Source organism: Pristimantibacillus sp. PTI5 (genome assembly GCF_048572955.1).
GTDB lineage: Bacteria > Bacillota > Bacilli > Paenibacillales > Paenibacillaceae > Pristimantibacillus.
In genome coordinates, this window is the sequence record NZ_CP183886.1 from 2,372,002 (window position 1) to 2,396,690 (window position 24,689).

Annotated in this window: 24 protein-coding genes and 1 pseudogene; 1 reads left to right on the forward strand and 24 read right to left on the reverse strand. The window is 44.6% G+C overall.

Annotation, left to right across the window (positions count from 1 at the left end; genetic code table 11):
• Positions 1-2 precede the first annotated feature (2 nt).
• The 19 genes and pseudogenes from ACN6MW_RS10560 to ACN6MW_RS10650 all read right to left on the reverse strand — a co-directional run bounded on the left by ACN6MW_RS10560 (position 3) and on the right by ACN6MW_RS10650 (position 18,533).
• Positions 3-692 (reverse strand): annotated as a pseudogene (locus tag ACN6MW_RS10560) (response regulator transcription factor).
• Between the two features lie 134 nt (positions 693-826).
• Complete coding sequence (locus ACN6MW_RS10565) at positions 827-1,594, reverse strand: hypothetical protein (RefSeq protein ID WP_419875425.1); 768 nt, start codon at positions 1,592-1,594, stop codon at positions 827-829.
• A gap of 2 nt (positions 1,595-1,596) precedes the next feature.
• On the reverse strand, positions 1,597-2,520 hold the full coding sequence (locus tag ACN6MW_RS10570) for an FTR1 family iron permease (RefSeq protein ID WP_419875426.1): 924 nt from the start codon (positions 2,518-2,520) through the stop codon (positions 1,597-1,599).
• A gap of 87 nt (positions 2,521-2,607) precedes the next feature.
• Complete coding sequence (locus ACN6MW_RS10575) at positions 2,608-4,089, reverse strand: stalk domain-containing protein (protein ID WP_419875427.1); 1,482 nt, start codon at positions 4,087-4,089, stop codon at positions 2,608-2,610.
• Positions 4,090-4,115: 26 nt separating this feature from the next.
• Entirely contained in the window at positions 4,116-5,198 is a 1,083-nt protein-coding gene (locus ACN6MW_RS10580; RefSeq protein ID WP_419875428.1) for a hypothetical protein, read from the reverse strand.
• A 20-nt stretch (positions 5,199-5,218) separates the two neighbouring features.
• Complete coding sequence (locus tag ACN6MW_RS10585; RefSeq protein WP_419875429.1) at positions 5,219-6,778, reverse strand: hypothetical protein; 1,560 nt, start codon at positions 6,776-6,778, stop codon at positions 5,219-5,221.
• 32 nt (positions 6,779-6,810) lie between these two features.
• Complete coding sequence (locus tag ACN6MW_RS10590; RefSeq protein ID WP_419875430.1) at positions 6,811-7,578, reverse strand: glycosyltransferase family 2 protein; 768 nt, start codon at positions 7,576-7,578, stop codon at positions 6,811-6,813.
• 43 nt (positions 7,579-7,621) lie between these two features.
• Positions 7,622-9,094 (reverse strand): alkaline phosphatase family protein, encoded by a 1,473-nt coding sequence (locus tag ACN6MW_RS10595; protein ID WP_419875431.1) that lies wholly within the window; start codon positions 9,092-9,094, stop codon positions 7,622-7,624.
• Positions 9,091-10,053, reverse strand: a complete 963-nt coding sequence (locus tag ACN6MW_RS10600; protein ID WP_419875432.1) for a lysylphosphatidylglycerol synthase transmembrane domain-containing protein — start codon at positions 10,051-10,053, stop codon at positions 9,091-9,093. The genes ACN6MW_RS10595 and ACN6MW_RS10600 overlap by 4 nt, the downstream gene beginning before the upstream one ends.
• Positions 10,050-10,412, reverse strand: a complete 363-nt coding sequence (locus ACN6MW_RS10605; protein ID WP_419875433.1) for a MarR family transcriptional regulator — start codon at positions 10,410-10,412, stop codon at positions 10,050-10,052. Before ACN6MW_RS10605 ends, ACN6MW_RS10600 begins: the two co-directional genes overlap by 4 nt.
• Before the next feature lie 289 nt (positions 10,413-10,701).
• Complete coding sequence (locus tag ACN6MW_RS10610) at positions 10,702-10,941, reverse strand: helix-turn-helix domain-containing protein (RefSeq protein WP_419876323.1); 240 nt, start codon at positions 10,939-10,941, stop codon at positions 10,702-10,704.
• A complete protein-coding gene (locus ACN6MW_RS10615; protein ID WP_419875434.1) occupies positions 10,938-11,093 on the reverse strand; it encodes a hypothetical protein in 156 nt (51 codons plus the stop codon). Before ACN6MW_RS10615 ends, ACN6MW_RS10610 begins: the two co-directional genes overlap by 4 nt.
• A 773-nt stretch (positions 11,094-11,866) precedes the next feature.
• Positions 11,867-12,184, reverse strand: coding sequence for a phosphotransferase (locus ACN6MW_RS10620; protein WP_419875435.1), 318 nt, complete (start codon positions 12,182-12,184; stop codon positions 11,867-11,869).
• A gap of 68 nt (positions 12,185-12,252) precedes the next feature.
• Positions 12,253-12,453: a hypothetical protein gene (locus ACN6MW_RS10625; RefSeq protein ID WP_419875436.1), complete on the reverse strand. Its 201-nt coding sequence runs from the start codon at positions 12,451-12,453 to the stop codon at positions 12,253-12,255.
• Positions 12,454-12,553: 100 nt separating this feature from the next.
• Complete coding sequence (locus ACN6MW_RS10630) at positions 12,554-13,438, reverse strand: ROK family protein (RefSeq protein WP_419875437.1); 885 nt, start codon at positions 13,436-13,438, stop codon at positions 12,554-12,556.
• A gap of 29 nt (positions 13,439-13,467) precedes the next feature.
• Complete coding sequence (locus tag ACN6MW_RS10635) at positions 13,468-14,961, reverse strand: glycoside hydrolase family 32 protein (RefSeq protein ID WP_419875438.1); 1,494 nt, start codon at positions 14,959-14,961, stop codon at positions 13,468-13,470.
• A gap of 66 nt (positions 14,962-15,027) precedes the next feature.
• The gene (locus ACN6MW_RS10640) at positions 15,028-16,581 is read right to left on the reverse strand and encodes an ABC transporter substrate-binding protein (RefSeq protein WP_419876324.1); all 1,554 of its coding nucleotides are present in this window, start codon (positions 16,579-16,581) and stop codon (positions 15,028-15,030) included.
• Positions 16,582-16,675: 94 nt separating this feature from the next.
• On the reverse strand, positions 16,676-17,557 hold the full coding sequence (locus tag ACN6MW_RS10645; RefSeq protein ID WP_419875439.1) for a carbohydrate ABC transporter permease: 882 nt from the start codon (positions 17,555-17,557) through the stop codon (positions 16,676-16,678).
• Positions 17,558-17,573: 16 nt separating this feature from the next.
• Positions 17,574-18,533, reverse strand: a complete 960-nt coding sequence (locus ACN6MW_RS10650; protein ID WP_419875440.1) for an ABC transporter permease — start codon at positions 18,531-18,533, stop codon at positions 17,574-17,576.
• 450 nt (positions 18,534-18,983) lie between these two features.
• Between ACN6MW_RS10650 and ACN6MW_RS10655 the strand changes: the two genes are divergently transcribed.
• Complete coding sequence (locus ACN6MW_RS10655; protein WP_419875441.1) at positions 18,984-20,030, forward strand: LacI family DNA-binding transcriptional regulator; 1,047 nt, start codon at positions 18,984-18,986, stop codon at positions 20,028-20,030.
• Positions 20,031-20,050: 20 nt separating this feature from the next.
• Here the strand turns inward: ACN6MW_RS10655 and ACN6MW_RS10660 are convergent, their stop codons facing one another.
• The 5 genes from ACN6MW_RS10660 to ACN6MW_RS10680 form a co-directional block, all read right to left on the reverse strand.
• Positions 20,051-20,305 (reverse strand): cytochrome P450, encoded by a 255-nt coding sequence (locus tag ACN6MW_RS10660; RefSeq protein ID WP_419875442.1) that lies wholly within the window; start codon positions 20,303-20,305, stop codon positions 20,051-20,053.
• 587 nt (positions 20,306-20,892) lie between these two features.
• Positions 20,893-21,966 carry a substrate-binding domain-containing protein gene (locus ACN6MW_RS10665; protein WP_419875443.1) on the reverse strand — a complete coding sequence of 358 codons (1,074 nt, stop codon included), beginning with the start codon at positions 21,964-21,966 and terminating at the stop codon, positions 20,893-20,895.
• 79 nt (positions 21,967-22,045) lie between these two features.
• Positions 22,046-22,360: a DMT family transporter gene (locus ACN6MW_RS10670; RefSeq protein WP_419875444.1), complete on the reverse strand. Its 315-nt coding sequence runs from the start codon at positions 22,358-22,360 to the stop codon at positions 22,046-22,048.
• Between the two features lie 104 nt (positions 22,361-22,464).
• The gene (locus ACN6MW_RS10675) at positions 22,465-23,592 is read right to left on the reverse strand and encodes a sugar ABC transporter substrate-binding protein (protein ID WP_419875445.1); all 1,128 of its coding nucleotides are present in this window, start codon (positions 23,590-23,592) and stop codon (positions 22,465-22,467) included.
• 71 nt (positions 23,593-23,663) lie between these two features.
• Positions 23,664-24,659 (reverse strand): ABC transporter permease, encoded by a 996-nt coding sequence (locus tag ACN6MW_RS10680; protein WP_419875446.1) that lies wholly within the window; start codon positions 24,657-24,659, stop codon positions 23,664-23,666.
• Positions 24,660-24,689: the final 30 nt, after the last annotated feature.

The window sequence follows — 24,689 nt, forward strand, 5'->3', positions numbered from 1 at the left end:
GCTCATTTTCTCATCACGTAACCAATGCCTCTCAAGGTTTGTATGTAGCTGGTTTCACCGGGATAATCAATCTTGCGTCGCAGATACCTGACGTACACATCCACAACATTCGTATCCACCGCTACCTCAAACCCCCATACTTTATCAAGCAATGTCTCGCGGTCAAGCACCCGGTTCGTATTGCTTAAAAATACCGTGAGCAAATCATATTCCCGTTTGGTCAGATCTATTGGCGAACCCGCTCGGGTAACCATTCTCCTATTCGGGTCCACAGTCAAATCGAGGTAAGCCAGGATGGGCAGCCGATCCTTATCCTGTTCCTTGTACGCTTCCTGCTGCCTTCTGAAGACTACCCTCATCCGTGCCAGCAGCTCTTCAATGGCAAATGGTTTTGGCAAATAATCGTCGGCTCCGCAATCCAATCCGTATACACGTTCAGATATGCTGTCTCTCGCACTTAACATAATAATCGGCGTGTGTTTAAGAGAGCGAAGCCGCCGGCATATCTCGAGTCCATCGATCCCAGGCAGCATAATATCGAGGAGAATAATATCCCAATCTTCAGACAGCGCAAAGTTCAGTCCTGTGTTGCCTTCAGAAGCAACGGTTACTGAGAAAGACTCGTACTAAAGCTCAAGCTCGATAAATCGCGACATATTTTTCTCGTCTTCAATCAGCAATACTTTTTTCATTACGCCTTTTCCTCCCGCAAGGCTAAAGCCATGTCCTAATGCTGGCAGCGACATGATTATAGGGCTTATTCATTAAATGAAAATGATTATCATTATTAGATATGAGTCTATTCTATGCGAAAAACGTATGCCAATCAATCATTGTTTTTCATAAACTGTTCGTTTCTCGACCGCAGAGCGTGCATTAACCCTACATTTAAGCCTTTCTCATCCGCCTGATGCAGAATCGCGTTCAAATCCTTAGGGAGACACTTTCCTGAGAATCCACGATTATCCTCATATACGAAGGTATGGCTTCGGCCTATTCTCGGGTCTTCCAGCCACACTTCCCTCAGTCTGGAATAATCGACATCAAAGGCTTCGGCAATATCGTAAAACTCGTTGCAAAAAGCGACCTTCAATGCCAAATAACAGTTTTCCATATATTTAGCAAGCTCTGCGGTACGGGCTTCCGTCAGTACGAATTTAACCTCTGCATTACATACGCTTTGATAGGCTTTTACAGCCAAATTGACATCCCCTGCTGAACCTCCCAGCGTCAACCAGCTTCTCGCATTGAGGTCAGCAAACGGATGCGCAGCCGTTTCTCCGTAATACTCGGGCTGAAAGACAATTCGCATGCCCGTATCCCTAATTTGACTGTCGGTGAAACCAACAGGGATGGTAGACCGAATAATAATAACCGAGGCATCAAGCCACGAAAGAACTTCTTTCACTTGTGCTGTGTCGCAGCTGCCGTCCGGCGCTTCCGGCGTAGGCACGCATATGAAAGCGGCATCGCAGCCGGTAAGCTCCTCCCGGCTCCCAACGCCTAAGGGACCGTCATAAACAATCGCATTCGGAAATTGCTTAAACATCGCTTTACCGACATGGCCAAAACCTATAATTCCGATTTTCAACATTTTCACACTCCTTTTATCGACTCTGTAGACTGCATGATTAGGGAACGCTTTTTCTGCAAACCTAACAGTATGAATATAATCAGATAAAATGCCCAGTAGAGGACAAATTCTTCAACGGACGGGTTCTGTGTATAGCCGAGGAATGCTTTAAAGAAAATTCCGACTTGTCCGTTTATCAAAGGGCGTTCGCCGGTATCTCGAATATGCTGCGTTTCATCCAGAGGATGCTCAGGCATAATAGCCGTAATGTTGTAAATCTCGCCAACCTCGCCGCCAGGCGTTCTGAAAATCGTGCCCATTATTCCGATATCCTGCATGATCCCGACAGCCTGTACAAGCAGTCCTCCTGCAATCATCATGAGAAATATGCTGGTGATCCGGAAAAAAGTTTTAAGCTGAATTTTTTTGGTGCCTTTAAAAAACAAATAACCGACAACAACGGCCAATATCAGGCCAAACAAAGCTCCCCAGCTTTGAAGCGCCTGTTGAATATCTCCGCCGGTAATCGCGGCGAAGAAAAATACGGTCTCCACGCCTTCCCTTACAACGACCAGGAACGAATGGATGATCATATTCATCACCCCGCCGACGGTGAGAATCGCCGATATTTTATTCTCAACCTGTCCCTGTAAATTGCGGCTCTGCTGGCTCATGAATAAAACCATATGAGACAGGAGTACGCATGAGACGAGCATAATACCAATCTTCAAGTAATTTTGGCTGCCCATCGTTGCGAATCCGGTTAGCACCGTTTGGAACACTAGGGCGGTGCCATAACTCGCTGCCAACGCGAGGATAACGCCAACCCATACCCATTTGTTCCACTGTGTCTGGCCGATCCTCTTTAAATAGGTCATGATAACCCCAACAATCAAAATCGCTTCGAGCGCTTCGCGAAATGTAATTAAAAAGGACTGCAAATTCATCCTTAAGCCCCCACTCCATAAGATAAATATAATGGCGGAAGACACCTGCGTTTTAAGCGCAGGCGTCTCCTGTAAAGAGATTATGAATTATCTGAGAATAATGATTTCACCCTTATCATAAAAAACACCTTTTCCGAACAATTCAGCGACCGCGCGCAGTGGAATAAATGAGCTGCCTTTGTCCACGACGACCGGCTGGTCGAGTTTAAGCGTTTCGTTAAGTTTACCGTCTTGAATGATTTGATCGGAACCAAGCTTCAGTTCGGTTTTCTTGCCGTCTTTCACAATGCTAACCGTCTTCGTGCTATTGTCGTAGCTAACTTCTGCATTGATCGCATCCGCAATTAAGCGAACAGGAACCAGTGTGCGGGATGTCTTCTTATTGATAAATGGAGCGCTGGCCGCCGTACGGGACTGCCCGTCAACTTTATACGTTTTTACATTGACTGAAATTTGAGTGCCGTCTTTGGCTGCAAGATACTTCAACATCTTAAAGGAAGCTGTTTTTGCTTTCGCAAGATCCGACATGTCGATTGCTTCAGCGAACTGCTGCGCATGCGCAGCGGCTGCCGCATATTCTTCTTTCGTAAAGAATACTTCCTGCGTCGACAAGAACATATTCCCTTCCATTGCATAACCGCGTGCGCCTTGCAGATCACCGTCAGCTAATTTCGTATAAGCATTCGTTACGTATTCCGATACTTTTCCAATCATCGTTCTTTGAAGCGCAGCCTGAATCTTATCTTTATCTACCTTACTAGCGTCTCCAGATGCGAATACATTCAGAACGTAATTAGCATCCTCAACGCTTCCACCTCTTAAATAGGTGTATACAGGGAGGTAAAGGAAGTAGCCTTCCGTAACGGCAGCAGGCTGATCAGCAGCAGGCTTCGCCGGGATATTCGTCGCATAAGTAAAGGTTGCAAGTGCGTAGGTTTTGATAATGGTTTTATCCAAAACTTGACGGTGCACGTTGAAATCATTGACATTTTTCTCTTCAAGATCAGTCAGCAGCTGCTCGATCGTGCCTTTCAAAATACCGGTCATGTCCAGTCCATAAGTGCCATCACGTTTGGTTACTGTGCTCTGAATAACTCCCTCATAAATTTGTACGACTTTGTAGAATTCAGTCGTAGCGGTATTGAAATCTTCTTTCGCCAGTGCCGGTCTGACCTTGTTGCTGATCAAGTCACGCAGACTGAAGTAGAAGTACCATTGAAGCCCTTTGTCTACGGCTTGCTTCGCTTGGGCCACGTTAAGCGTGCCTTTAATGGCATTGTCTAACACGAAAGAAACGTTCTCATCGATCTTTGGATCGTCTGGCTTGATTGTTGCGTCAATGCGTTTTACATCCGTTTGGAACTGATTCACGTAAAATTGTTTAACCGCATTAAGATCCGTCTTGTCCGTGAATAAGGATTTGATATCCGTAAAAGCCTTTATTTTTGCGGCGATATCCGCATCCTCCGTGATTTTGAATTTAGATTCTGCGCTGACAACGGAAGCCAGCATCAAGACGGAAGAAAAAACCAAGGTCAAACTGAGTACTAAGGATAATAATTTACGCAATTTCATCTCTCCTAAAATTAGTTTTTTTACATTAAGCCTTTTTTGCGAATAAACCATATGACACCAGCGCCAACGATAATTACCCCTGCGATAACGAATACCGTTACCAAGGAATTTGTTTTATCGGTTCGCTCCATCGGAGCATGCCCTTCTTCCTGCGCTGCTTGTTCAGATGCAGCAACCGCCCCATCAGAGGATATCGGCTCATCTAACACTTGCTCCGATGCTTCCCCGGTGCCGGATTCGGCGGAAGTTGCTGTCTCACCTCCCGTCACTTCGGTTACTGGCACCTCAGACGTTGGTTCTGCCTCAGGGCTGGCCGATACCAATTCATCCGGAGCTGGACTTGGAAGCATGCTAGGCGTTGGCGAAGCGGCTGCCGCTTCCTCTTCAGCCGGGCTCGGCTTCACGCTCGGCGAAGGCTTAACGGCAGCAGTAGGCGCTTTGGTTGGAGAAGGCTTCTGCGTAGCTGCCGGTTCTTTGACGGGCTTCTCCTCGTTTGGCTTCGCAACCGCCGGCTTGACGTAAGCCTTGTAAGGAAACTGCGGTTTAACCTTCCCGTAAATAAAGTTTACCTTTTGTTTAAAGGTTTCCGGATCGGCCTCCTTCTCCCCTACGCCGAACAAGCCGGGATTTCCGAGCGCTTCCAAGGCTTCTTCGAAAGCACCGTTGATATCATCCGTTCCAGATGACATATAGGGCGCTAACGTATCGAAGGTTGCTTTTGCTTTGGCCAGAAGCAGCTTGGCTCCGGCATAGTCACTAACATCCTTCAACGCATACGTGAATCGGCGGTCCAGATTCATAACGAGAACGGCCTTGTAATTAGCCATCAGAAGCTTGCTATCCTTCGCTTCAACGTTCTTGTCCAGCGTGACCGCAACGGATTCGCCAAAATGTGATTTGATCTCCGAGCGCCTTACTTTGTGAGTCTCTTCGATCACTTTCCAATCCGGCTTATTCCCGCTTGCTGCACCGGCAATGATCTTAAAAGTCTCGGCAACATCCTCCGTATTCGCATCCCCATAGGAGTACGCCGATACCTGAGCTGGAGACAGCCATAATAGTAAGGCAACCACCGCCAGCCCGCTTCGAAACCATCTTGACACTTGAACACACTCCTTCTGTTTTACTCTTTTTCCATTTGGTACTCATTTGGTCCGATCCATTCGTAAAGGGTAATCCAGGAATAGACCGGGTCAAATAAATCATCTGACACAAATTTTGCAACGGGGATTACCTGTGATCCCGCATTGGCATTTTGCTGCAAAAAACCATTTAGCACATGATCCGTCAAAAATACCCGCTGGTTAGCCCCCGTCTGCGATAAGGAATGAAAGTAATCGAATGTCAAAATTTTTCGATGCTCATATCCAGCCTCCAAATAGCGGAGTACCCGTGTTTCTTCCCATGTGTATAGAACAAACGGTTGGTCCAAAGCTTCCATATAGTCGTTCAATTGATAGACAGCAGGCGTTTGCTCGGCTTGAAGCTTTAGCAAATGAGCTCCTACTGCGATTTGAAATGCGATAACGGCAGCTAAGGCAAGATAGATTGCTGCTGCCATATACCACTTCCGCCGGCGGATATCTCCCGAAGCTCTGGTTAATAACGCTGCTGTTTTGAATGCTGCAGCATAAAGGACCAGCAGCATTGGACCAGCAACGGGCGCAATATGGCGAGGCTTTTCAATATTTTGGCCCAATAAAACCCATACTCCATAGGCTGCCAGGCAAATCCACAGCCATTTGCCGAATTTCCTATCCGCAGAAGCATCCCGTATGCTGCCCCTTAGCTTCCACATCCCAAAGCCCATCAAAGCTAAAAGCAGTAAATAAAGCACAACCAGTGCTGACGAACGGCTAAACCATATGTCGCGAATCAGGTGATCGGCAATTAGCGTTACAAAGCGCGTGCCGAGGGGTACCTTCGAGTCTGCGACCCCGCCGCCCCATTCGGAGAAATGTCCAGAGACAAATGCTAGGGACAGCTTCCAGAAACCTTGCAGCGTACCCTCGGACTGGATTAGGCCGCCAATCCAAATGAGCTGCGCGCCTCCAGCGGCTGCAATTGCCATAACCAATCTTCGGACCCTATTGCTGCTGTCCGTAAGACTCATAAATTGGTAAACAAGCAGCAGTACCAAGGCAATGCCAAAAGGGAAGTAGGATAATCGAATCCCCATTAGAACGCTAAACAATAGTAACGCGGTACCCAAACGTAGGTTTGATTTTGGACAGTCCGCAGCCCATCGCACACTCCATAGGTACCACCACAGCACGGCGATGCCCGCGCATTCGGACATGGGCCGAGAGCCCATAAGCCATAAATAAGGCAAAGATTGCACGCCCACCGTGGCCCATAATGCGGGCACCAGCCCGATATACCGCCTGGCTAACAACGTCATGGGAACCGCTGCGCTTAAGGCAAGCATCGCATTCCATATAATTAAGGATTGGACCGGGTCAGTCGCCCACTCATGAACCAGCTTCGCTCCCGCAATAAAATACGGGTATCCCGGAAAATGGGGCTGCATGGCGAGCAGGTCGTACCGGTCCACCGCGAGCACAAAATCCACCTCGTCCCAAGAGCGTACAAAGGGACTAGAGAAAAACAGATTGAAGCAGAAAAGGAAGAGAATGACGATAGAAGCAGCGCTTATCGTTATACGGCGAACGAGTCGATGCAATATTCTCTGACCCCCTCTCGTTGCGATAACCTTTACGCTTGCTGACCCGAGGTTTCCCGCACTTGCTGGTTTCGGGCAAGGGATGAACCGCGAAGAGCGGGCCGCTTCATTTCCTTATAAATTGCCGGAATGACGGAATTGACATATTGCCGGAATTTAATGAAGGACTGCCCCTGTGTCCTCACCTTGTAGGCGATAGGAACCTCTTGCAGACGGAAGCCCTTCCGCAACAAATTCAAGGTCAACACCTGGGCGTAATTGTAATCATGAATGATTTCCGCGCATTCCATCGCTTCCCTAGAAAAACCTCGCATGCCGGATTGGCCGTCATAAATCCATTTGCGCAGCAGCACGGACTGGAGCAGCGTAAAAAAATAATTTCCCAGCCTGCGATGCAGCTTCATCCCTGCGATGCTCCCCTTAAATCGCGAACCGAACGTGTAGTCCGCCTCCCTATCCATAATTGGGGCGACAACCTCCGGAATTTGCTCCGGTGGGTACTCATTGTCAGCATCAATCATCAAACCAATATCCGCGTCCAGCAGGCAGGATTGCCTCAGTCCCTCTCTAACGGCAGCCCCTAGGCCCCTGTTTTTCCCAAAGGAATGTACAACATCCGCTCCCGCTTCCTTCGCTACCTCTACTGTCCGGTCGGTCGAGCCATCATCGATAATGATGACCTTTACGTCATACTTAGGATGGAAATCTCTCGGGACACGAGCAATGACGCTCGCAATGTTTGCTTCTTCGTTATGTGCAGGTATGAATACGACAAGCTTTTTGTTACCAGTAGATTTCATGGGATTCCTCTTTTCATTAAGCCATTTCCTTGAGGTTGAGGTATTAACGCTTGAACGCATCCGTCAACACCCGCCCGCGGCTTGCGCTTGGATACGGTGCTCCCAATAAATAGGCGAGCGTTGGCGCCATGGAAATTAACGAGTGTCTCTCATCGACTCTGCAGCCTTGGCGAATGGTTGGACCATGCAGGAAGAAAGGGACAAACCGTTCTCCTTCATCCAGGTGGCCATGTCCACCGATACCGTCAGCCTGGCCGTGGTCGGCGCAAAGGATAAGCGTTGTATTTTCCATCATGCCTTGATCTGTCAGCCAACCGACAAACTCCTCAACCAACCTGTCAGCCTCGGCGATTTTCTCTAAATATTCATCGTACAGCACACCCATGCTGTGTCCGGTTTGGTCAACGGCAATCATCTGAACGACGAACAAATCAGGATTTTGCTCGGCCATTATCTTTTTGGAGCGGTCGATGATATTGCGGTCAGCTTTGTCATTGTGCATAACGGCAGTCACGCTTTCCACATCGTCACCCATGGAGTCAATCAGATGGGCAATACCAAGCAAACGCCCCCGCTTCCCAACCTTCCGCAGCGAATCGAAAATACTTTCCACCCGAATTCCCAGCTTCCAAACCATATTGGAACGTATACCGTGGTCTTTGGGATGGGCACCGGTAAACATAGATGAAAAACAAACGACCGTTCTTGCGGGATAGACCGTCTCCATCTGCGTATACTCTGTTCCTTCCGAACGCAGCTTCTTCAGAAACGGAGCATCGGCTTCTTCAAAGCGCTCCTTGCGCATACCGTCAATGACAATCACGATGACCTTTTCATTGGTGGCCTTTCCCGTCATATCAGGCCCATCTGTGTATAATGTTGTCTCTTTGGGTTTCCAATCAAAAAGGTTTGCATGCAGAATCCAGCTGTATAGCCGCAAGCACACTGTGAATATGCCCAATAAAATAACAGCATCCGCGAACCCGGCAGCGGGCCAAGGGACTTCTGACGAAGGAATCAGCAAGCCGTAAAAATGATTCCACAATAACAAGAGCAGCAGCAGCTTAGGCAGTTGTTCCTGTGCATTACCGCTTGTCGAATCGCTGTTCTTGAGCACAAGCTTCCAGAAGCGTTTAAAGTTCCACCATGACGTTCCGATCCGCATTCGGTAATAAAACGTTCCCCAGAAAAACACCGTGAAGAAGAAATACAATCCGATTGCCGCCGCATGAAGGGAAAGATTTTGGGGTTCCCATAAAAGTAACGAAGCTACAAGCGGCAACCATAAGTAATTCCTTAGAAAAAGCGGGAAATCGAAATAATAGAATAAAAAAAACAATGGTAAAATCAACAGAAGACTTAAGCCGGTACCTACCCAAAAATGACTGTCCAGCCACTGATCAGACCGATACAGCAAGAATACGGATGTGGCAAAAATCGGCGTAAACGGTTTGCCCTCGTTCAGAAGGTTCCAACATCTAGCCGCTACAATCTCAAAAGGCGAAGCTTGTTTCATAAGGATGTCCTTTCACGCGCATGATTCGAATTTAGGGAAGGCTTTCGCTGTATTTGGATCCATTCCTTGGCTTCGCGCAGACCAATCGGCATTCGGATCAAAGAATAGGAGCCCAGAATAAAGGCCACAGCGAATTTAAATGTATGTGTCAGCAAAGCGGTGGTATAGGCTTCTTCCCAGCTAACTCCAAGCACCGCCAACGAGCCGCTTAACGTACTCTCATAGGTACCTATTCCACCTGGTGTAACATGAAAGATTTGGCCTCCGATTGTTATGCTGTTGGCCCAAATGGATGATGCGGCGCTTAACTGTATGCCTCCCATATGGGCAATACCGAACAAGATTACCGCTTCCAATATCCAACTTACGGCAACAAGAGCTAGGATATAGGGGCCTTTCCTTGACATAACGATTGCCTTGAGCTGCTCCCAGTGCCGATTGGCAAATGGCCAGCGCCGAATCGGAAACCATTTCAAGGCCACCACTGCTAAAATGACCAATGCTGCCATGACTGCAAACGCAAGCCAAGACATCTTCATTCCTAGCCACAGCATGCCAATGGCCGATATCGTTCCTAGTACAAGTAAGTCCGTCAAACGCATAATCACGACGGAGTGGAGAGCAGTATCCCACCTCATACTCGCCTTCTTCATTAATACACCTGTGCGTACAAGATCACCGACCTTGATTGGCAGCAAGTGATTGAACAGTAAGCTGTAAAAAATGCCATGCAAGTACATTCCGATTGCGTGTTCACGGCCTGTGTACGCCTGCCAAGCTGCTGCTTTGAGAACAAAAGATAAAAGATAAACGACAAACATGAATAGCAGCCATCCCGGCTGAACGAGTACCATGCGTAACCGTTCAAGCAGTTGATGCAGGTCGAACAACTGCCAGCTCAAGAGTAAAAAAACAATGAAGAGGACAAAACCGGCGAATCCGCTGAGTTTTCTCATCATCCCGCGTTGGCGCCTTTTGACGGTTCAAGTTCTTGGGTGAAAACGAGATCCGGGTAGCGTTCCAACCACTTTTGCCAATCACGGTTGGCCTCCTCCCAGACCCGCACTCCGTTATCTGTAATGGCCATAAATTGGCCGTCCTTCTCTGCCCTCGCTATTAATCCGCTAACGGTTAGACTTTGGGTCACTTTGCTCACGGATGGGGCCGGCATCATCAGAAGCACCGCGAGTTCCTCGGACGTTAGGATTCCTCGTTCAATCAGGATTCCGAGTACTCTATATTTGCTTCGTTGTGACCGGTGTTTCAATTTAGCGTTTCGATGATACTTTCCGGACTTGTACCTAATTTGAGCGTCCAACTCTCCACCACCTTCCTTCGATGCAAACCGTTTTAGGTCATATTCCATCATTTATTTGATAATGATAATCATTCCGAAGTCATTTGCAATTATATCTAATGAAAATGAGAGAATGATGTGAAAATGAAATATTTTTACCATCTATTAAAATTAGCCGCATAGCTTGCCTTTGCTTAGATCCAAAATCGTTAATGATGGAAATGATTAACCATGTAATTTTGCAGACAAAAGAAGCCGGTATTTCCTTCGCAAGGAATTATCAGCTTTTTTGTTTTGATTAGCTTAATATTCACTTATGATCACGGAATTGGCTTCTGTACTCCGTTGGCCCCATTTCCGCAAATATCTTGATTACATTTGTAAAATGAGAGAAATTAGAATACCCAACGGATGATGAAATGGAACTGATGGGGATGTTCGTTTGGGTTAACAATTCCTTCACCAGCTTGATTCTTTCCAGCAGGGCATAATCGGTTATCGTATGGCCCGTTTCCTTCTTAAATAGTCTTGTCAGATGATCAGGATTCAGAAATACTGAAGCTTTCTAATACCGAAATGATTCCTATCTTCGACAACTACTTTGTCATCTACATGGATCTTCGAATAGCAGTAATATAGATTCGGCTCATCTACCGACCATAACTTGGGCTCTCGAACATAAAGCCTTTGTCTAAATGTCATTGACTAAAATAGTTACAGGCGTCTTGTTCGATTCAACGATGCTGCCATTGTCTCCATGCAAATAAGACTACCACTCCTCTCCCACCCACTCCATTCGCTCCAATCTCACGCCCCACAAGGCTTCCCAGCCCTTCCTCATTCTTTTCCCCAATCCCCCGAAGCAAAATAAGTTTGCGACTGAAACCCGCAAAATGACCGAGCAAATCACAAAAAATCGAGGTAAATCAGGGCAAAAGACAAAATAAGTTTGACGTGAGGCAGAGGGAAAAGCAGGGATTTAGGGAACAGGGTTAAAGGAAAACGATTGAGAAAATGCCTGGGAACAACCGCTGATTAATGGCTTCGATCACTACTATTAATCGGGGAAAAGATTGAGGAAAAGTCACTGCAATACAGCCGTAAAATACTTATGTATCAAGGTTTTATAGGGGAAATGTAAGTAGGGATGCAGGGATGAGAGTATCCCTAATCCTTATCCCCTCTTCCCTTATCCCTAATATGGATGCGGGAAAAAGGCAGGAGAAAGGGATTGAGGAAAAGACAAGTTCCTGGGGAAAAGAGCAAGAAAAAAGCCGAGCGAAAATCAGGAGTGGATACCTAAATTTCGTCGGCTTAGCGGTAAACTTTTAGTGATGAGTGGCAAACTTTTAGTGGTGTCGGTAAACATTTTCGGAAATGCACTAACATGTTCAGTGACATTATAGTTGGTGTCCAAAATATGTGCTCAAATCACCCGATTACATTAAAGTTTGTACCTATAAATCACACTTAAGTTAGTCTTTGAGATCATCTTTCTCTAGCATTCGCCCTTCTATAAATTCCGTAACTACAAATTGTTCCGGATAATTACCCGAAATCACTTTAGGAGCAAATCCTTCGTGGTTTGCCTTCTTCATCACTTCTACTTCGGAACGGCGTGTCAGGTTCAAATACTCATTTTGCCTGTTATTGATGCGAAGAACGTATTTACTCTGTTTCATTTGTATCTTGTAGGTTTGGTTGCACAGCCCACCATTAAGACTTTCAAAACTTAAGAATTCATAGTTTAACTCTGGTACTTCGCGAATAATTTCTTCAACTTTTAAGTTCAACAGAATTCACCCCTAATTCGATTGGATATAAAGCAAGTCTAAAGTTGGCTCGTTGGCTATAAAGCAATTCAGGGTAACATAGCGCCACCTTTAGCATAACCTTGGCATTGTAATGCAATATGTATTGTAATAAATCCCGATTCCATCTTTTCGATTTCAAGCATCTTATTCTCTTCTGCAAATGCAATCGAGCAAACCTTTACGATATCATCAAGCTTTAGCGATTGTTGAAAATGACCCTCATCTCGACGAATTGGTTCAAAGTTCATTTAGTGTACCTCACCAAATTTATAGATTTGCAATGGCTTGCAGACGCTATACCTGAACAACTCAAAAAGGCGTCGATTGATCTCGACGCCTTATTCGAACCTATTCGTATAGGCCGAGAGCACTCATAGCTAGAGCAAGCGCACCGATGAGTCCCGCCTTTGCCCCTAAAGCAGGCTTTACGATAAAGTTTTCCCCAGTTCCTGAAAGTGCAGGATGCTGCAAATACCCATTTAACAGCGAAGCGACCTGATCACGAATCATGGGATACAAATGTAATTGATTCATTACGCCGCCTCCCAGAATCATTTTTTCTGGAGACAAAACAAGAATATAATTCACAAGCGCTTGGGCGATATAGTAGCTTTCCATTAGCCAAGCTGGATGCATTTCATTCAATTCGTATGCTTTCTTGCTCCAACGAGCTTCGATTGCTGGCCCAGCAGCAAGCCCTTCCAAACAATCTTGGTGAAAAGGACAATGCCCTATATATTTGTCCTCAGGATGCCGGCGAATAAGTATATGTCCCATCTCCGGATGACTCAAGCCATGAACGAGCTTCCCTTCAACAACTGCCCCAGCCCCAATTCCCGTACCGATCGTCATATACAAGCAGTTATTTATGCCTTTTGCTGCTCCCCATGTAGTCTCACCCAGCGCGGCTGCATTCACATCCGTATCGAAACCAATTGGAATATCAAAATGCCGCTTTACATACTCTATAACTGGAAAACCGCTCCAATACGGCTTTGGGGTTTTTCCAACTGCTCCAAAGTTCGGGCTTTTGGGATTAACATCAATCGGCCCAAATGTACCAATTCCTATGGCTTGTATTCCTTTGTTAGCAAAATAGTTCATCGCTTTTCCGAGCGTTTCTTCAGGTGTTGTTGTCGAAAAAGAAACACTTTCAATGATTATGCCTTCAGGTGTTCCAATTCCACAAACAAACTTAGTTCCTCCGCCTTCAATAGCTCCTAATAAAGTCAATTGATTATACCTCGCATTCGTCTATCCATTCATTTCACAGTTGCAACCGAATAAATAGTTTTTAAGGCATGCAGAGAAAGAGAGATCACTTTTGCGCTGCCGCCGCGAACAAAAAGCTCCAAACCTGTGCTTGATGGATCTGGGAAAATTTGATCAGTAATCGCGATTTCACCATCATTTGCAAATACTTCGATGGACGACTGATCGACAAATAAATGCAGTTTTAATCTTCCTTTCTCCAACTGCAACGGTACTTCATGTTTGCATCCAAAGGCTATATGAAATGCTTTCTCGCCAGAATTACAGCGGTCAATATACAGCGATTGAGCGACGCTGTTATAAGCCACAATGGTTTCCTCATGAACTGATTTACGAAGTTTAAATCCGATTTCCGAGGCATGCCCAATTTCCAGTTCGCACTCTATTTCATAGGTATCACCTTGCATGTCCGAGAGGAGGTTTTGGCCTGGGCTTACATAAACTTCTTCCCAAAGCTGCGTCTGCTGACGAAGCTTCTGAACATCAGTTAACGGCTTTTGAACCAATCGAATACCGTCCCGTACGGAGCGCAGAGAGAGTAATCTAGGCAATGTCATTGCGCTTCTCCAACTATCTGTGGGCGTTAAATTCGCATATTTCCAATTGCTCATCCATCCGATAAACAGCTTCCCATTGTCCGTCCTATCCACATCCGACCAGGTAACACCGGCATAGTTATCTCTACCATGATCGAGCCATAAAACCGTCTCAGTCGAATCATCATTCGTAAAAGCTTGACCGTCAAAATGACCTACAAAATATTGCGTTCTTGAACCTTCCTGAAATGCAGGATTATCTCCAATACTTACGATCATTACCCATTTACTAGCATTTTCTTGACCTTCTACCGGTAGCTCTATTAAATCCGGGCATTCCCACACACCATCATGCGAGCCTTCTGCAGCACCAAACTCACTTGCAAATTCCCATACCTTCAAATTCGGAGAAGTATAAATGTGAACACGATCTCCAGCTGCGATCACCATGATCCAGCGCTGTGAATCAGTATGCCAAAACACCTTCGGATCACGGAAATCTACGATTTGCTCATCACATAGTACGGGATTGCCTTCATACAACGACCAGGTTCTTCCCTTGTCCGTACTATAGGCAAGACTTTGCCGTTGTCTTGGTCGATCGGAATCTGGATATTGATCGGCATGTGTAAATATAGCGACCAGGCCCGGTTGGCCGGAAAATAGGCCGCTTGTATCCTCCCAGTCTACGACTGCGCTTCCGGAGAAAATCGCTCCATTCTCATCCGGCTTAAGCGCGATCGGACAATGCTCCCAGTGAATCAAGTCCGAACTGATCGCGTGTCCCCAATGCATAGGGCCCCATGACGTTCCATCCGGATGATGCTGATAAAACAAATGGTATTCTCCTTCAAAATACACCATTCCGTTTGGATCATTCATCCAATTTGCAGGTGGCGTAAAATGAAACTGTGGACGATATTTTTCTCTGTAATTTATCGTTAACATGTATTCCACTCCTTTTGAAGTATGCTCTAAAATCTAGAGCATACTTCTATCCAATTTATCTATTATTTATTTACCTGCATTTCGGTCATAGCCTGCTTGTTTGATAGTCAGATATTCCTGCAAGCCTAGACGATCCAATTCCTTCAAATACTCATCCCATTCTTGGTCTACTTTCCCGTTCTCCGTCCATTCCGTACGCTTTCTGAGTACATATGGGAACAGGTCAGCTTCAATGGCAGACAGCCTTTCCGCGTCTTCCAAAGAAAAGAAAACTCTAGGGTAAATATTTTTCGCTTTTACGTCAGACACGTACACATTTTTAAGGATATCTAGTCTCCAAGCAGCATCATCTGGTTTGGTCGTCACACTGCCGTAGTAAGTATCTAATATAGCTAATGGGCCGCCGACACTCGTTTTTCCTCTTAATTCTCCTGGAGCAGTTCCTTCCAAAGGCAAATGCTTCAGCATTTGAGCAGCCTCGTCCAATTCAAAAATATTTTGCTGTTTTTCATCACCGTATGTGCCCCAGTTATTCTGTACCGATTGAAGCGGATCGTACAATTGATCCATCCATTTGGCAGTTGCTTCAAGGTCTTTGTTCTCTTTTGTAACGATCATTCTGCCTCGATCGAAGCCCATTCCGTTCGTTCTTGCTACGTTTTTCAAGCCAGTTGGCCCAACAAGCGCAGGCATTGGCTCATATTTATCGTTCATGCCGGTTATATTCGCTTTATCCCATGTGAAATACAATCCGTAAAGATCTTCTTTACCTTTAGCGATATAAGTATTCCAGTCCTGAGTCATATACTCGACATCAATTAAGCCTTCTTTGTACAGCTCATTAAAATACTTGACGCCTTCTTTGAATCCATCATTATTCGCTGCAAAATTCACTTTGCCATCATCGCCAACAAGCGTCATATCCCAGTTCAGCCCTGGTCCAAACGATCCGAATAAGAATCCGATATCTTCGCCGCCGCCATTTGAATTAATAAAGGACACTGGAATTTCATCGGCCTTTCCGTTGCCGTTCGGATCTTTTGTTTTAAAAGCAATCAATACTTGCTTCAGCTCTTCTGTAGTCGTAGGCATATTCAGACCTAGCTTCTTAAGCCATTCCACATTAATCCAAGGAATGTTGTTTACGGTATGAATGCTTTCCTTGTCAGCTCCCAGTTCCTCGATCCATGGCAGCGAATAAATGTGGCCATCAGGCGCCGTAATCATAGCTTTATATTGCGGCGCTTGCTCTAGCACCTTTTTAAAATTCGGCATTTGGTTTTCAATAATATCGTCAAGAGGGATAATCGTGCCGTCCTTTGCCAGCTTTAATAAATCAAAGTCGCTTAGTCCGGCATCAAAGATAGCATCCGGAAGTTCTCCTGTAGCAAGAGCTAGATTTCTCTTTTCTGCAAATACATCGTTTGTGTAATTTTTCCAATTAATATGAATACCTGTCTTCTCTTCCATGCGCTTAAAGATTAGCTTTTCATTCGGATCCATTGGAGCTAATACATGGCTTTGTGTCATGAAATTGAGCGTAGGCTTAGAACCGCTGTCGCTCGATGCGGAATTTTCATCTTTGTTATTCGAATTGCCGCTGCACCCGGTTACTGCCATAATTGTCGCTAGAGAAATGACTGCTGCTGTTTTCTTTAATCTTTTCAAACTAAACCCTCCTCTTATTTTTGCTCTGTATATGTCAGCTGATTCATTATTTTAATGAACCGACCATGACACCCTTTTCAAAATACTTTTGGAAAAACGGATACATCACGAGTAACGGTAGGCTTGAAATAACGATAGATGCGTATTTAATGATCTCCGACAACCTTTTCATTTCAGCCATTGCCAAACGATCGGTTATCATCCCCGGATCCACTTGATTCTGAATGAGGATAGATCTTAAAACGAGCTGTAAGGGGTATAGCTTCTGGTCTTCCAGATAAATCATTGCATCGAAATAGGAATTCCATTGACCCACAAAAGCGTAAAGGGCCAGGACAAATAGAATGGGTTTGGAAAGCGGCATTACGATTCTCAAAAAAATGACTTGCTCGGATGCGCCGTCTACTTTGGCAGCTTCTTTCAGCTCTTTCGGTATGCCTTTAAAGAAAGTTCTTGCCAGAATAATGTTCCAAACGTTGATAGCCGTTGGTAGAATGATCGCCCAAACTGTATTCAGCATTCCAAGCTGCTTTACTACCAAAAAGGTAGGGATCAACCCTCCGCCAAAAAACATGGTGATGATAAACAAGGTCATAAACCCTTTTTTCCCTACAAAATCATCAATCGATAAGGGATAGCCTGCAAAAACTGAAATGAGCACGGTAACGATTGTAAATACAGCCGAATAATAAATAGCATTTATAAATCCTCTCAGCATGGCCTCATTGCCCAAGATGAGCTTGTATCCTTCAACGCTGTAATCCGCGAGATGAAAAGAAATCCCTTTATTCAAAAGTGCTGTAGGTTCCATGAAAGACGCCACAACTACGTAAAGCAATGGACCTAATACCAGCAATACAGCAAGCGTTAACAAAATATAGATGATTGTCAGAACAACACGGTCCAAACGCGCAGGTTTAATATTCATATAGCGACTCCTTTCATTAGTAGAGGCCGTCGCCTTCATTTAATTTCTTCACAACGAAATTGACGAAGACAAGCAAAATAATATTAATAACTGAATTAAACAAACCGATTGCGGCAGAGTAAGAGTAGTCACCGGCTTTTAAGCCTACTTTATAAACATAGGTCGCAATGATTTCAGACGTCGGCAAATTCAACGCTGTTTGCATCAGATATGCTTTCTCGAATCCAATCGCCATAATTCCCCCGGCAGACAAGATAAATAAAATAGCCATAACCGGTTTTAATGTAGGCAAATCAATATGCCATATCCGTTGTAGCAGATTTGCTCCATCAATGTTTGCTGCGTTATGCAACTCTGGATCGACGCCCGCCAATGCTGCTACAAAAATAATCGAAGACCAGCCTGCCGCTTGCCAAATTCCCGATAAAATATAAATGCTGCGGAAATACTCCGGATCAGACATAAACGCAATCGGATGACCGGTTGTTAAGGTAATGATTTTATTCGCTGGACCGGTTGGAGACAATAAGACAAACAACATACCTACAATAACGACAACAGATATAAAATTCGGGGCATATAAAACTAACTGAATATTTTTCTTAATGCCAACCTTTCGTAATTGGTTCAGCATCAGCGCTAATATGATCGGAATCGGAAACGAAAGGATAAGCCCATAGGCACTTAATTTAAGCGTGTTCCAAAAAATAGGCTCGAAGTTTGGGGCATTCAAAAATTTCATAAAATATTCGAATCCTACCCATTCACTACCTAAAATCCCTTTACTGTAGCTGTAATCTTTAAATGCGATGACTACGCCGTACATCGGTACGTATTTAAAGATAAGTGTAAGAATGACAGCAGGCGCGATCAGCAAATAAAGAAAATAATTGTTCTTTATATACTGTGCTTTACCTTTAATACCGACTTGATTTATTAATCCGTTTTTTTCACTGCTTAACAATACCTTCTGCACTCCTTTAACCCCCATTCTATTTATTGAAAGAAACGAATAGTAAACATTCGCACCTTTAGAAAGGGCTTACATCCGAATCCGCAAATACAATTTATCAAACAGATGCACCATTAGTCAATACATTTAACAAAATTAATTTAGTCATTTGTAATATTTATTTTGTCAATATATGAGCTAGTTGTTTAGAATCATCAATTATTCATGATAAATAAGTCAAAAAACTAGGAGTCTCACCTTCTCTTGTGCACAAAAGACTTTATTCACTTCGAAATGTAAATATCAAATATATTTGTTTTTAACTTTACATTTGTAAATATCTAAATCTTAGGCAAATACCCCAATTCATTTGTTCATTTGTAAAAATGAATTGATATTTTATTCGTATTCATATACATTTAAATTGCACAATAGCAATTATCGTTATCTATCCGTAAAGGTGGAACTGTAGAAATGGCCAAAGATAAAATTACAATACAAGACATTGCCGATTCGTTAGGAATATCAAGAAATACTGCCTCCAAAGCCTTAAACGGCGTTGAAAGCATTCCGGATGAAACTCGAAATAAAGTGATAAAAAAAGCGATAGAATTAAAGTATAAGCAGTTTGCTTTTGTAGACACAGAAAGTATAATGCCAAAAAATCCGGGAAATATTGCTCTAATAACATGTAATTTGCCCATCTTCTCACACTTTGGATCCATGCTAATAAGCGGCCTAGAAATTAAGATCAGCTCAGAAGGCTATAACTTGTCCATTCATATTGTTCGTGATGCGGATATCAACACGTTAACTCTACCGAACAATTTCGAACCTTCAAAGGTTGATGGAATCATATGTATTGAAATGTTTGATAAGAAATACAGTGAGATGATCTGCAATTTAGGGATCCCCACCATATTTATAGATGCTGCGGCGGACGTTTTTTATAGCGACATGAAAGCAGATCTCATTCTTATGGAAAATGAATACGGGACATACGCAGTTACGAAGAAGCTCATAGACGATGGCCATACTAAATTGGGCTTCGTGGGCGATTACAACCATTGTAAGAGCTTTAATGAAAGATGGGATGGATTCAACAGGGCATTGGCAATGTCAAAGATTGAGGTCAATATGTCTTATTGCGTAATCGAGGAAGATCGTTATTATTTTTCAGAACCCAACTTTATGGATAAACTACTGGACAAAATGAAGGAGTTCCCTACAGCCTTTGTTTGTGCTAATGATTTTATCGCTGTAAGCGTAATGAAAGCTCTTAAAAATAAAAACATACAAATCCCGAATGATATTGCTGTCTGTGGTTTCGATGATGCTCCTGAATCAAGAATCGTGGAGCCCCACTTGACAACAGTCCATATCTCAAACAGTGAAATGGGAAATATTGCTGCAGACATGCTGCTATCCCGAATAAAAAACCCAACAAAGCCATATCAAATTACGCATGTCAAAACGGAACTTATGTTTAGAGAATCGACAGGTAAAATGTTATCCAACTGATCAAATTCCGTCCTATTTTGCTATAGAGTATTACATTGATGTTTCTGTTCCGTGTGTTCAAGTAAGGCAAGAATCCCGTTCCCAATCAGGTTCACAGTCGTTTCGTGACCAGCGATAATGAGAACGAATACTAGTGCGTACAACTCATATTCGGAAAGCATGTCCCCCTCATCCTCAACGGCCAGCAGATCGCTGATTAAGTCCTGCTGTAGCTGATTTCGTCTAAGCGCGATCAGATCTTGCAAGTAACCAACAAATTCGATCATAGTATTCATTCATAACCCCCAGTTAATAATAAAGTCCCGATGATATTCGTATCATCGGGACTTTATTCAGCGGTTCCACACTTTTTACTGTTTCGAGACTTTTTTATCATCAGACAGTCACTTCTAATATAGAAGAGAACAAGACTTTATTATATTAATAAAACAATACTTTATTGTTCAGAACAAAACTTTATTGTAATGAATCACTTGCTACTAATAACTGTTTTATGGAGAAAGAAGTTCTTTTGTTTCAACCCTCATTTATCCTGTAAGTAATTCGGCTTTTTCTCAAAATTAGATTTTCTTTTGACAAGAGGTAGCCGATCGTTGTGATCGGCTTATAAGCGAGGTGTTTTAAATGAATGTTAACGAGGTTCATACGGATTCTGTATTGCGTTTTCTGTTGCGTTGTCTCAAGCATATAAACTATTAACCTACATCGAAAAGATTCGGTTCATCCCCCCCTACTTGTTAAACCATGATTAGGCTGGTTGGGACATTGATCCCGAATCAAATATCTTCCGACTGCTCTTCCCCTATCCAACTCGAATCACTGTTGATCAGAAAAGTCTAACCGGTATGTTAGCCTCTTATCCTCAATACCCCGTTTTGTCCTTATATTTCTCCACATTTTCCTTCGTGACCACCGGTGCATCCAGCTCGATGAATTTGGGCATGGATTCTCCGGCTATCGTTTTCGCAGCTGCGAGAATCCCCATCGGCATGACGATCGGGTACGCTACCGTCGCATCGATCGCGCCTGATTCAATTGCCTCAAGAGCCGTTTCCTGGGCGTCGACGCTAACCACGATAATCTCGTCCTCTCTACCCGCTGCCTTGATGGCCTGAATGGCTCCCATCGTCATCACATCCGCATGCGATACGACGGCGTGGATCTGCCCTGCAGGAAAACGCTGCAGCATATGTTCCATCATTTTAAAACCTTTATCCTGATCGAAATCTGCATTCATACTCTCTATAATTTTGATGTGAGGATAACCGTCGAACGCTTCCAAAATCCCCTTATTTCGATCAATAGTTGTTGTGGAAGCAGCCGTTCCCTTCAACTCGATGACGTTACCCTTTCCATTCAGCAGAGCCACTACCTGTTGGCCGGCTTTTCTGCCTACCTCAACATCCTCCGCTTTAATGAGCGTCAGCCCTTCCACAGGAGACCAGCGATCGATCAGAATAATCGGAATTCCCGCATCCTTTGCCCGTTCTAAAGCAGCGTTAACCGAGTCCTTCTCGACCAGATCAATGACCAGGACATCAACCCTTTGAGCGATAAAATCATCAATAACCGCGGATTGGGTTACGGGATCACTTTTGCCATTACCGATGATAGTCTTTATATTAGGAAAATATTTCTTCACCGTTTCCTCGGCCATTCGCATCGTTCCAACACCATAAGGAAAGATGCCAGAGGCTATAACGCCTACTTTGCCATTAATGGATTCCCGTGGAGCCTCTAACGTCAATACTTCTTGGCAGCCATCACCGCAAAACAAACCAAAATCTATCGCGATCGCTCCGTCCGAAGCGGCCTCCCCAGACAGATTTTCCTCATTCGACGCCTCAATAGGATTCACTTCGTTGCTGTTGCAGGCAACCATCATAAGCAGCGCAAGGACAAGACCTGCGTAACCAACCAGCTTCACTCGCTCCATCGCCATAGATCCCCCTTAGTATTGAAATCTTCTTTAGTCATTTTCCACAGTCTTTATACCTTTAATATAGAAGAGAATGCTAGGGCGTAACAACCATTCCTACAATTCCTACTAAAATTAAAGCAGCGAAGACTGTTTTCGCAATCGACATCGGTTCATTGAAGAAAACAAAGCCTAACACCGCTATTACAGCAATAGCTGCCCCGGACCATACTACATATGATAAGGTCATGCCCAAATGCTTGATACTTAATGATAGCGTGAAATAACAAATTGCGGTACATCCATATCCTAGAAAATAGAGAGCCCAATTCGCCTGCATCGCATGAATTTTAAAGCAAATAACGGCCATAACGTTCGTGATAATAACAAGCACAAGGTACACCCATCCCATGCCTCTCCCTCCTCTATTACCAATAAAAAAAGGACCTGACGTCGGCTTGCAACATCAGGTCCGCAAAAGGCCTGCTTCATCCCCGCCAGCAGCGGCAAATGTTCTTATTTTCGCTTCGTGCCGAGTGCCCATTCCGTATAAGCACCTGCTATATCTACGTTTTCTTTATCTACCACAACAGTAGGAACGTTAATTATCTTATCGACGGTATAGCCCAGAACTTCATGCATGAACACTGACTTAATAAACTCGCGCCCCATATCGACAGGCCCCACGTTGACCGTCGCCGTCAGCTTCCCTTTGCGGATCGACTCATAGCCTGATTTGAGGCCATCCGCCCCGATAGTGATGATGCCGTCGGTTCCGTCCCAAAGCTTCAAACCGCGCGCTTCTACTGCTTGTGTAGCGCCCTGAGCCATTTCTTCGTTCTCTCCATAGATCAGATCCACGTCAGGGTGTGCTTGCAGCAGGTTTTCGGCAGCCTGCATTCCTTTGTCGCGAACGTAATCACCGCGCTGCTCCCCTACGATTTTCATGTCTGGGTAAGGCTTAATCGCTTCAAGGAACCCATTTTTACGAGAGGTGGACCAGTGTCCGGGCAGACCCCAAACCAAGAGAATGTTCCCTTTACCATTCAGCTTCTCAGCCGCATATTTGCCTACAATGTAGCCGGACTGATAATGGTTGTTGTAACCGATTACAGAAATGGCTTTCAGTTCGCTTTCTTCCCACATCTCAGCCGGCATATTGAACATGAATATCGATGTTCCCGCTTCCATTGCCTTCTGATACACGGCATTCATCGCATCGAAATCACCTGCTGAAGAAACCAGAATCGCATCGTACTCTTTGGCGGTCCAATTCTCGATCGTTGCAACCTGAGCCTCAACCGATTGATGCTCGTTCGGCGCGGACATCTCAAACTCGAACTTCACGCCGAAACGATCGCTTAGCTCATTCATCATTGTATTGGCGCCGTGCTCAATTATATCGTAAAATTCCGAAGCTGCCGGCGGCGTAAAGCCGATTTTCAGCGTACGGCCATCCGCAGCTTTTTTCACGAAATCCTCAAATTTTTTATCCCCCCATTGGTAAGCTGTGGTTGAACCTTCCGTTACTACGGTAGTCTCATTTCCTACCGCAGGTGCATTATTCGTACAGCCTGCAACAATCAGACTTGCAGTAAGAAAGACCACCATTACTATTTTCATTCCCCATTTTCCAACCGACATCCGCTTGACCTCCTCCATATTTCTGAAACAAATTTGTGATACGATACCACAAGCCTAACCCTTACTTTTTATTATGCGGATTCAGCTTTAGCCGGTTTCACCTCCTTCAATGACTTACGGCCCCTACGCTCCAACTTTCTATCACCGCCCCACATATTGACCGTAACGGCAACTAGGATGATGACACCGACGACGATTGTTTCCCAATACGGATGAACATTGAGAAGATTCATAGCATTTTTGATCAAGAATAAAATAATAGCTCCGAGCGCCGTTCCAACCAAGCTTCCTTTACCTCCAGACAATAGTGTTCCGCCGATAATGGCGGCAGCAATCGCCTCGAGCTCGTAGTTTTTGCCCATTTCCGGATGCACGGTAGTAAGCCGTGAAGCAAGAAGAATACCGGCTATGGCAGCAATCAAGCCAGATAACGCATAGACCTTGATCCGCAGCCTATCCACTTTAATCCCCGATATGCGCACCGCTTCCTCGCTGCTACCAAGAGCCAGAATGTGACGGCCAAATCTCATCCGGCGATACACGAATAAGAGCATGAAAAGCAATACAATCGCTATAATAATCGGAAACTGGATATTCAAAATACGTCCTTGGCCGAGAAACTCGAAATTGCTTTTCATAAAATCTCGGAAAGGAATGGCTCCCGTCCACACATAGAGGACGCCTCGTGCGATAATCATCATGGCCAGCGTCGCTATAAAGGGGGATATTCCAAGCTTTGTAATGACAAATCCATTCACGATTCCGATTAACGTACCTGCAATCATTCCGCCTAGAATAGCTAAGACGATATTCACATCATGATAAAGCAACCAGGCCGTCATCCCGCCTGAAATACCGACAATTGAACCAACCGACAAGTCAATTCCGCCCGTAGAGAGAACGAAGGTCATGCCAAACGCCAGAATCATGACGAATGCGGATTGCTGCAAAACGTTTAATAGATTGGTATAGGTTAAAAAATGATCGGAAGCGAATGACATCGCTACAATTATAACGGCCAAGAAAACTATGAGGCCGATGATTTGTCGATCGAATCTAAGTGGCAAGAGCAAACTCTTTGGTCTAGTTGTATTCGA

Excerpts from the sequence above, each read along its gene's own strand:
- ACN6MW_RS10565 (WP_419875425.1), bottom strand. The coding sequence starts at position 1,594 with ATGTTGAAAATCGGAATTATAGGTTTTGGCCATGTCGGTAAAGCGATG.
- ACN6MW_RS10570 (WP_419875426.1), bottom strand. The coding sequence starts at position 2,520 with ATGAATTTGCAGTCCTTTTTAATTACATTTCGCGAAGCGCTCGAAGCG.
- ACN6MW_RS10590 (WP_419875430.1), bottom strand. The coding sequence starts at position 7,578 with ATGAAATCTACTGGTAACAAAAAGCTTGTCGTATTCATACCTGCACAT.
- ACN6MW_RS10595 (WP_419875431.1), bottom strand. The coding sequence starts at position 9,094 with ATGAAACAAGCTTCGCCTTTTGAGATTGTAGCGGCTAGATGTTGGAAC.
- ACN6MW_RS10600 (WP_419875432.1), bottom strand. The coding sequence starts at position 10,053 with ATGATGAGAAAACTCAGCGGATTCGCCGGTTTTGTCCTCTTCATTGTT.
- ACN6MW_RS10615 (WP_419875434.1), bottom strand. The coding sequence starts at position 11,093 with ATGACATTTAGACAAAGGCTTTATGTTCGAGAGCCCAAGTTATGGTCG.
- ACN6MW_RS10625 (WP_419875436.1), bottom strand. The coding sequence starts at position 12,453 with ATGAACTTTGAACCAATTCGTCGAGATGAGGGTCATTTTCAACAATCG.
- ACN6MW_RS10635 (WP_419875438.1), bottom strand. The coding sequence starts at position 14,961 with ATGTTAACGATAAATTACAGAGAAAAATATCGTCCACAGTTTCATTTT.
- ACN6MW_RS10640 (WP_419876324.1), bottom strand. The coding sequence starts at position 16,581 with ATGGCAGTAACCGGGTGCAGCGGCAATTCGAATAACAAAGATGAAAAT.
- ACN6MW_RS10645 (WP_419875439.1), bottom strand. The coding sequence starts at position 17,557 with ATGAATATTAAACCTGCGCGTTTGGACCGTGTTGTTCTGACAATCATC.
- ACN6MW_RS10655 (WP_419875441.1), top strand. The coding sequence starts at position 18,984 with ATGGCCAAAGATAAAATTACAATACAAGACATTGCCGATTCGTTAGGA.
- ACN6MW_RS10660 (WP_419875442.1), bottom strand. The coding sequence starts at position 20,305 with ATGAATACTATGATCGAATTTGTTGGTTACTTGCAAGATCTGATCGCG.
- ACN6MW_RS10665 (WP_419875443.1), bottom strand. The coding sequence starts at position 21,966 with ATGGAGCGAGTGAAGCTGGTTGGTTACGCAGGTCTTGTCCTTGCGCTG.
- ACN6MW_RS10670 (WP_419875444.1), bottom strand. The coding sequence starts at position 22,360 with ATGGGATGGGTGTACCTTGTGCTTGTTATTATCACGAACGTTATGGCC.
- ACN6MW_RS10675 (WP_419875445.1), bottom strand. The coding sequence starts at position 23,592 with ATGTCGGTTGGAAAATGGGGAATGAAAATAGTAATGGTGGTCTTTCTT.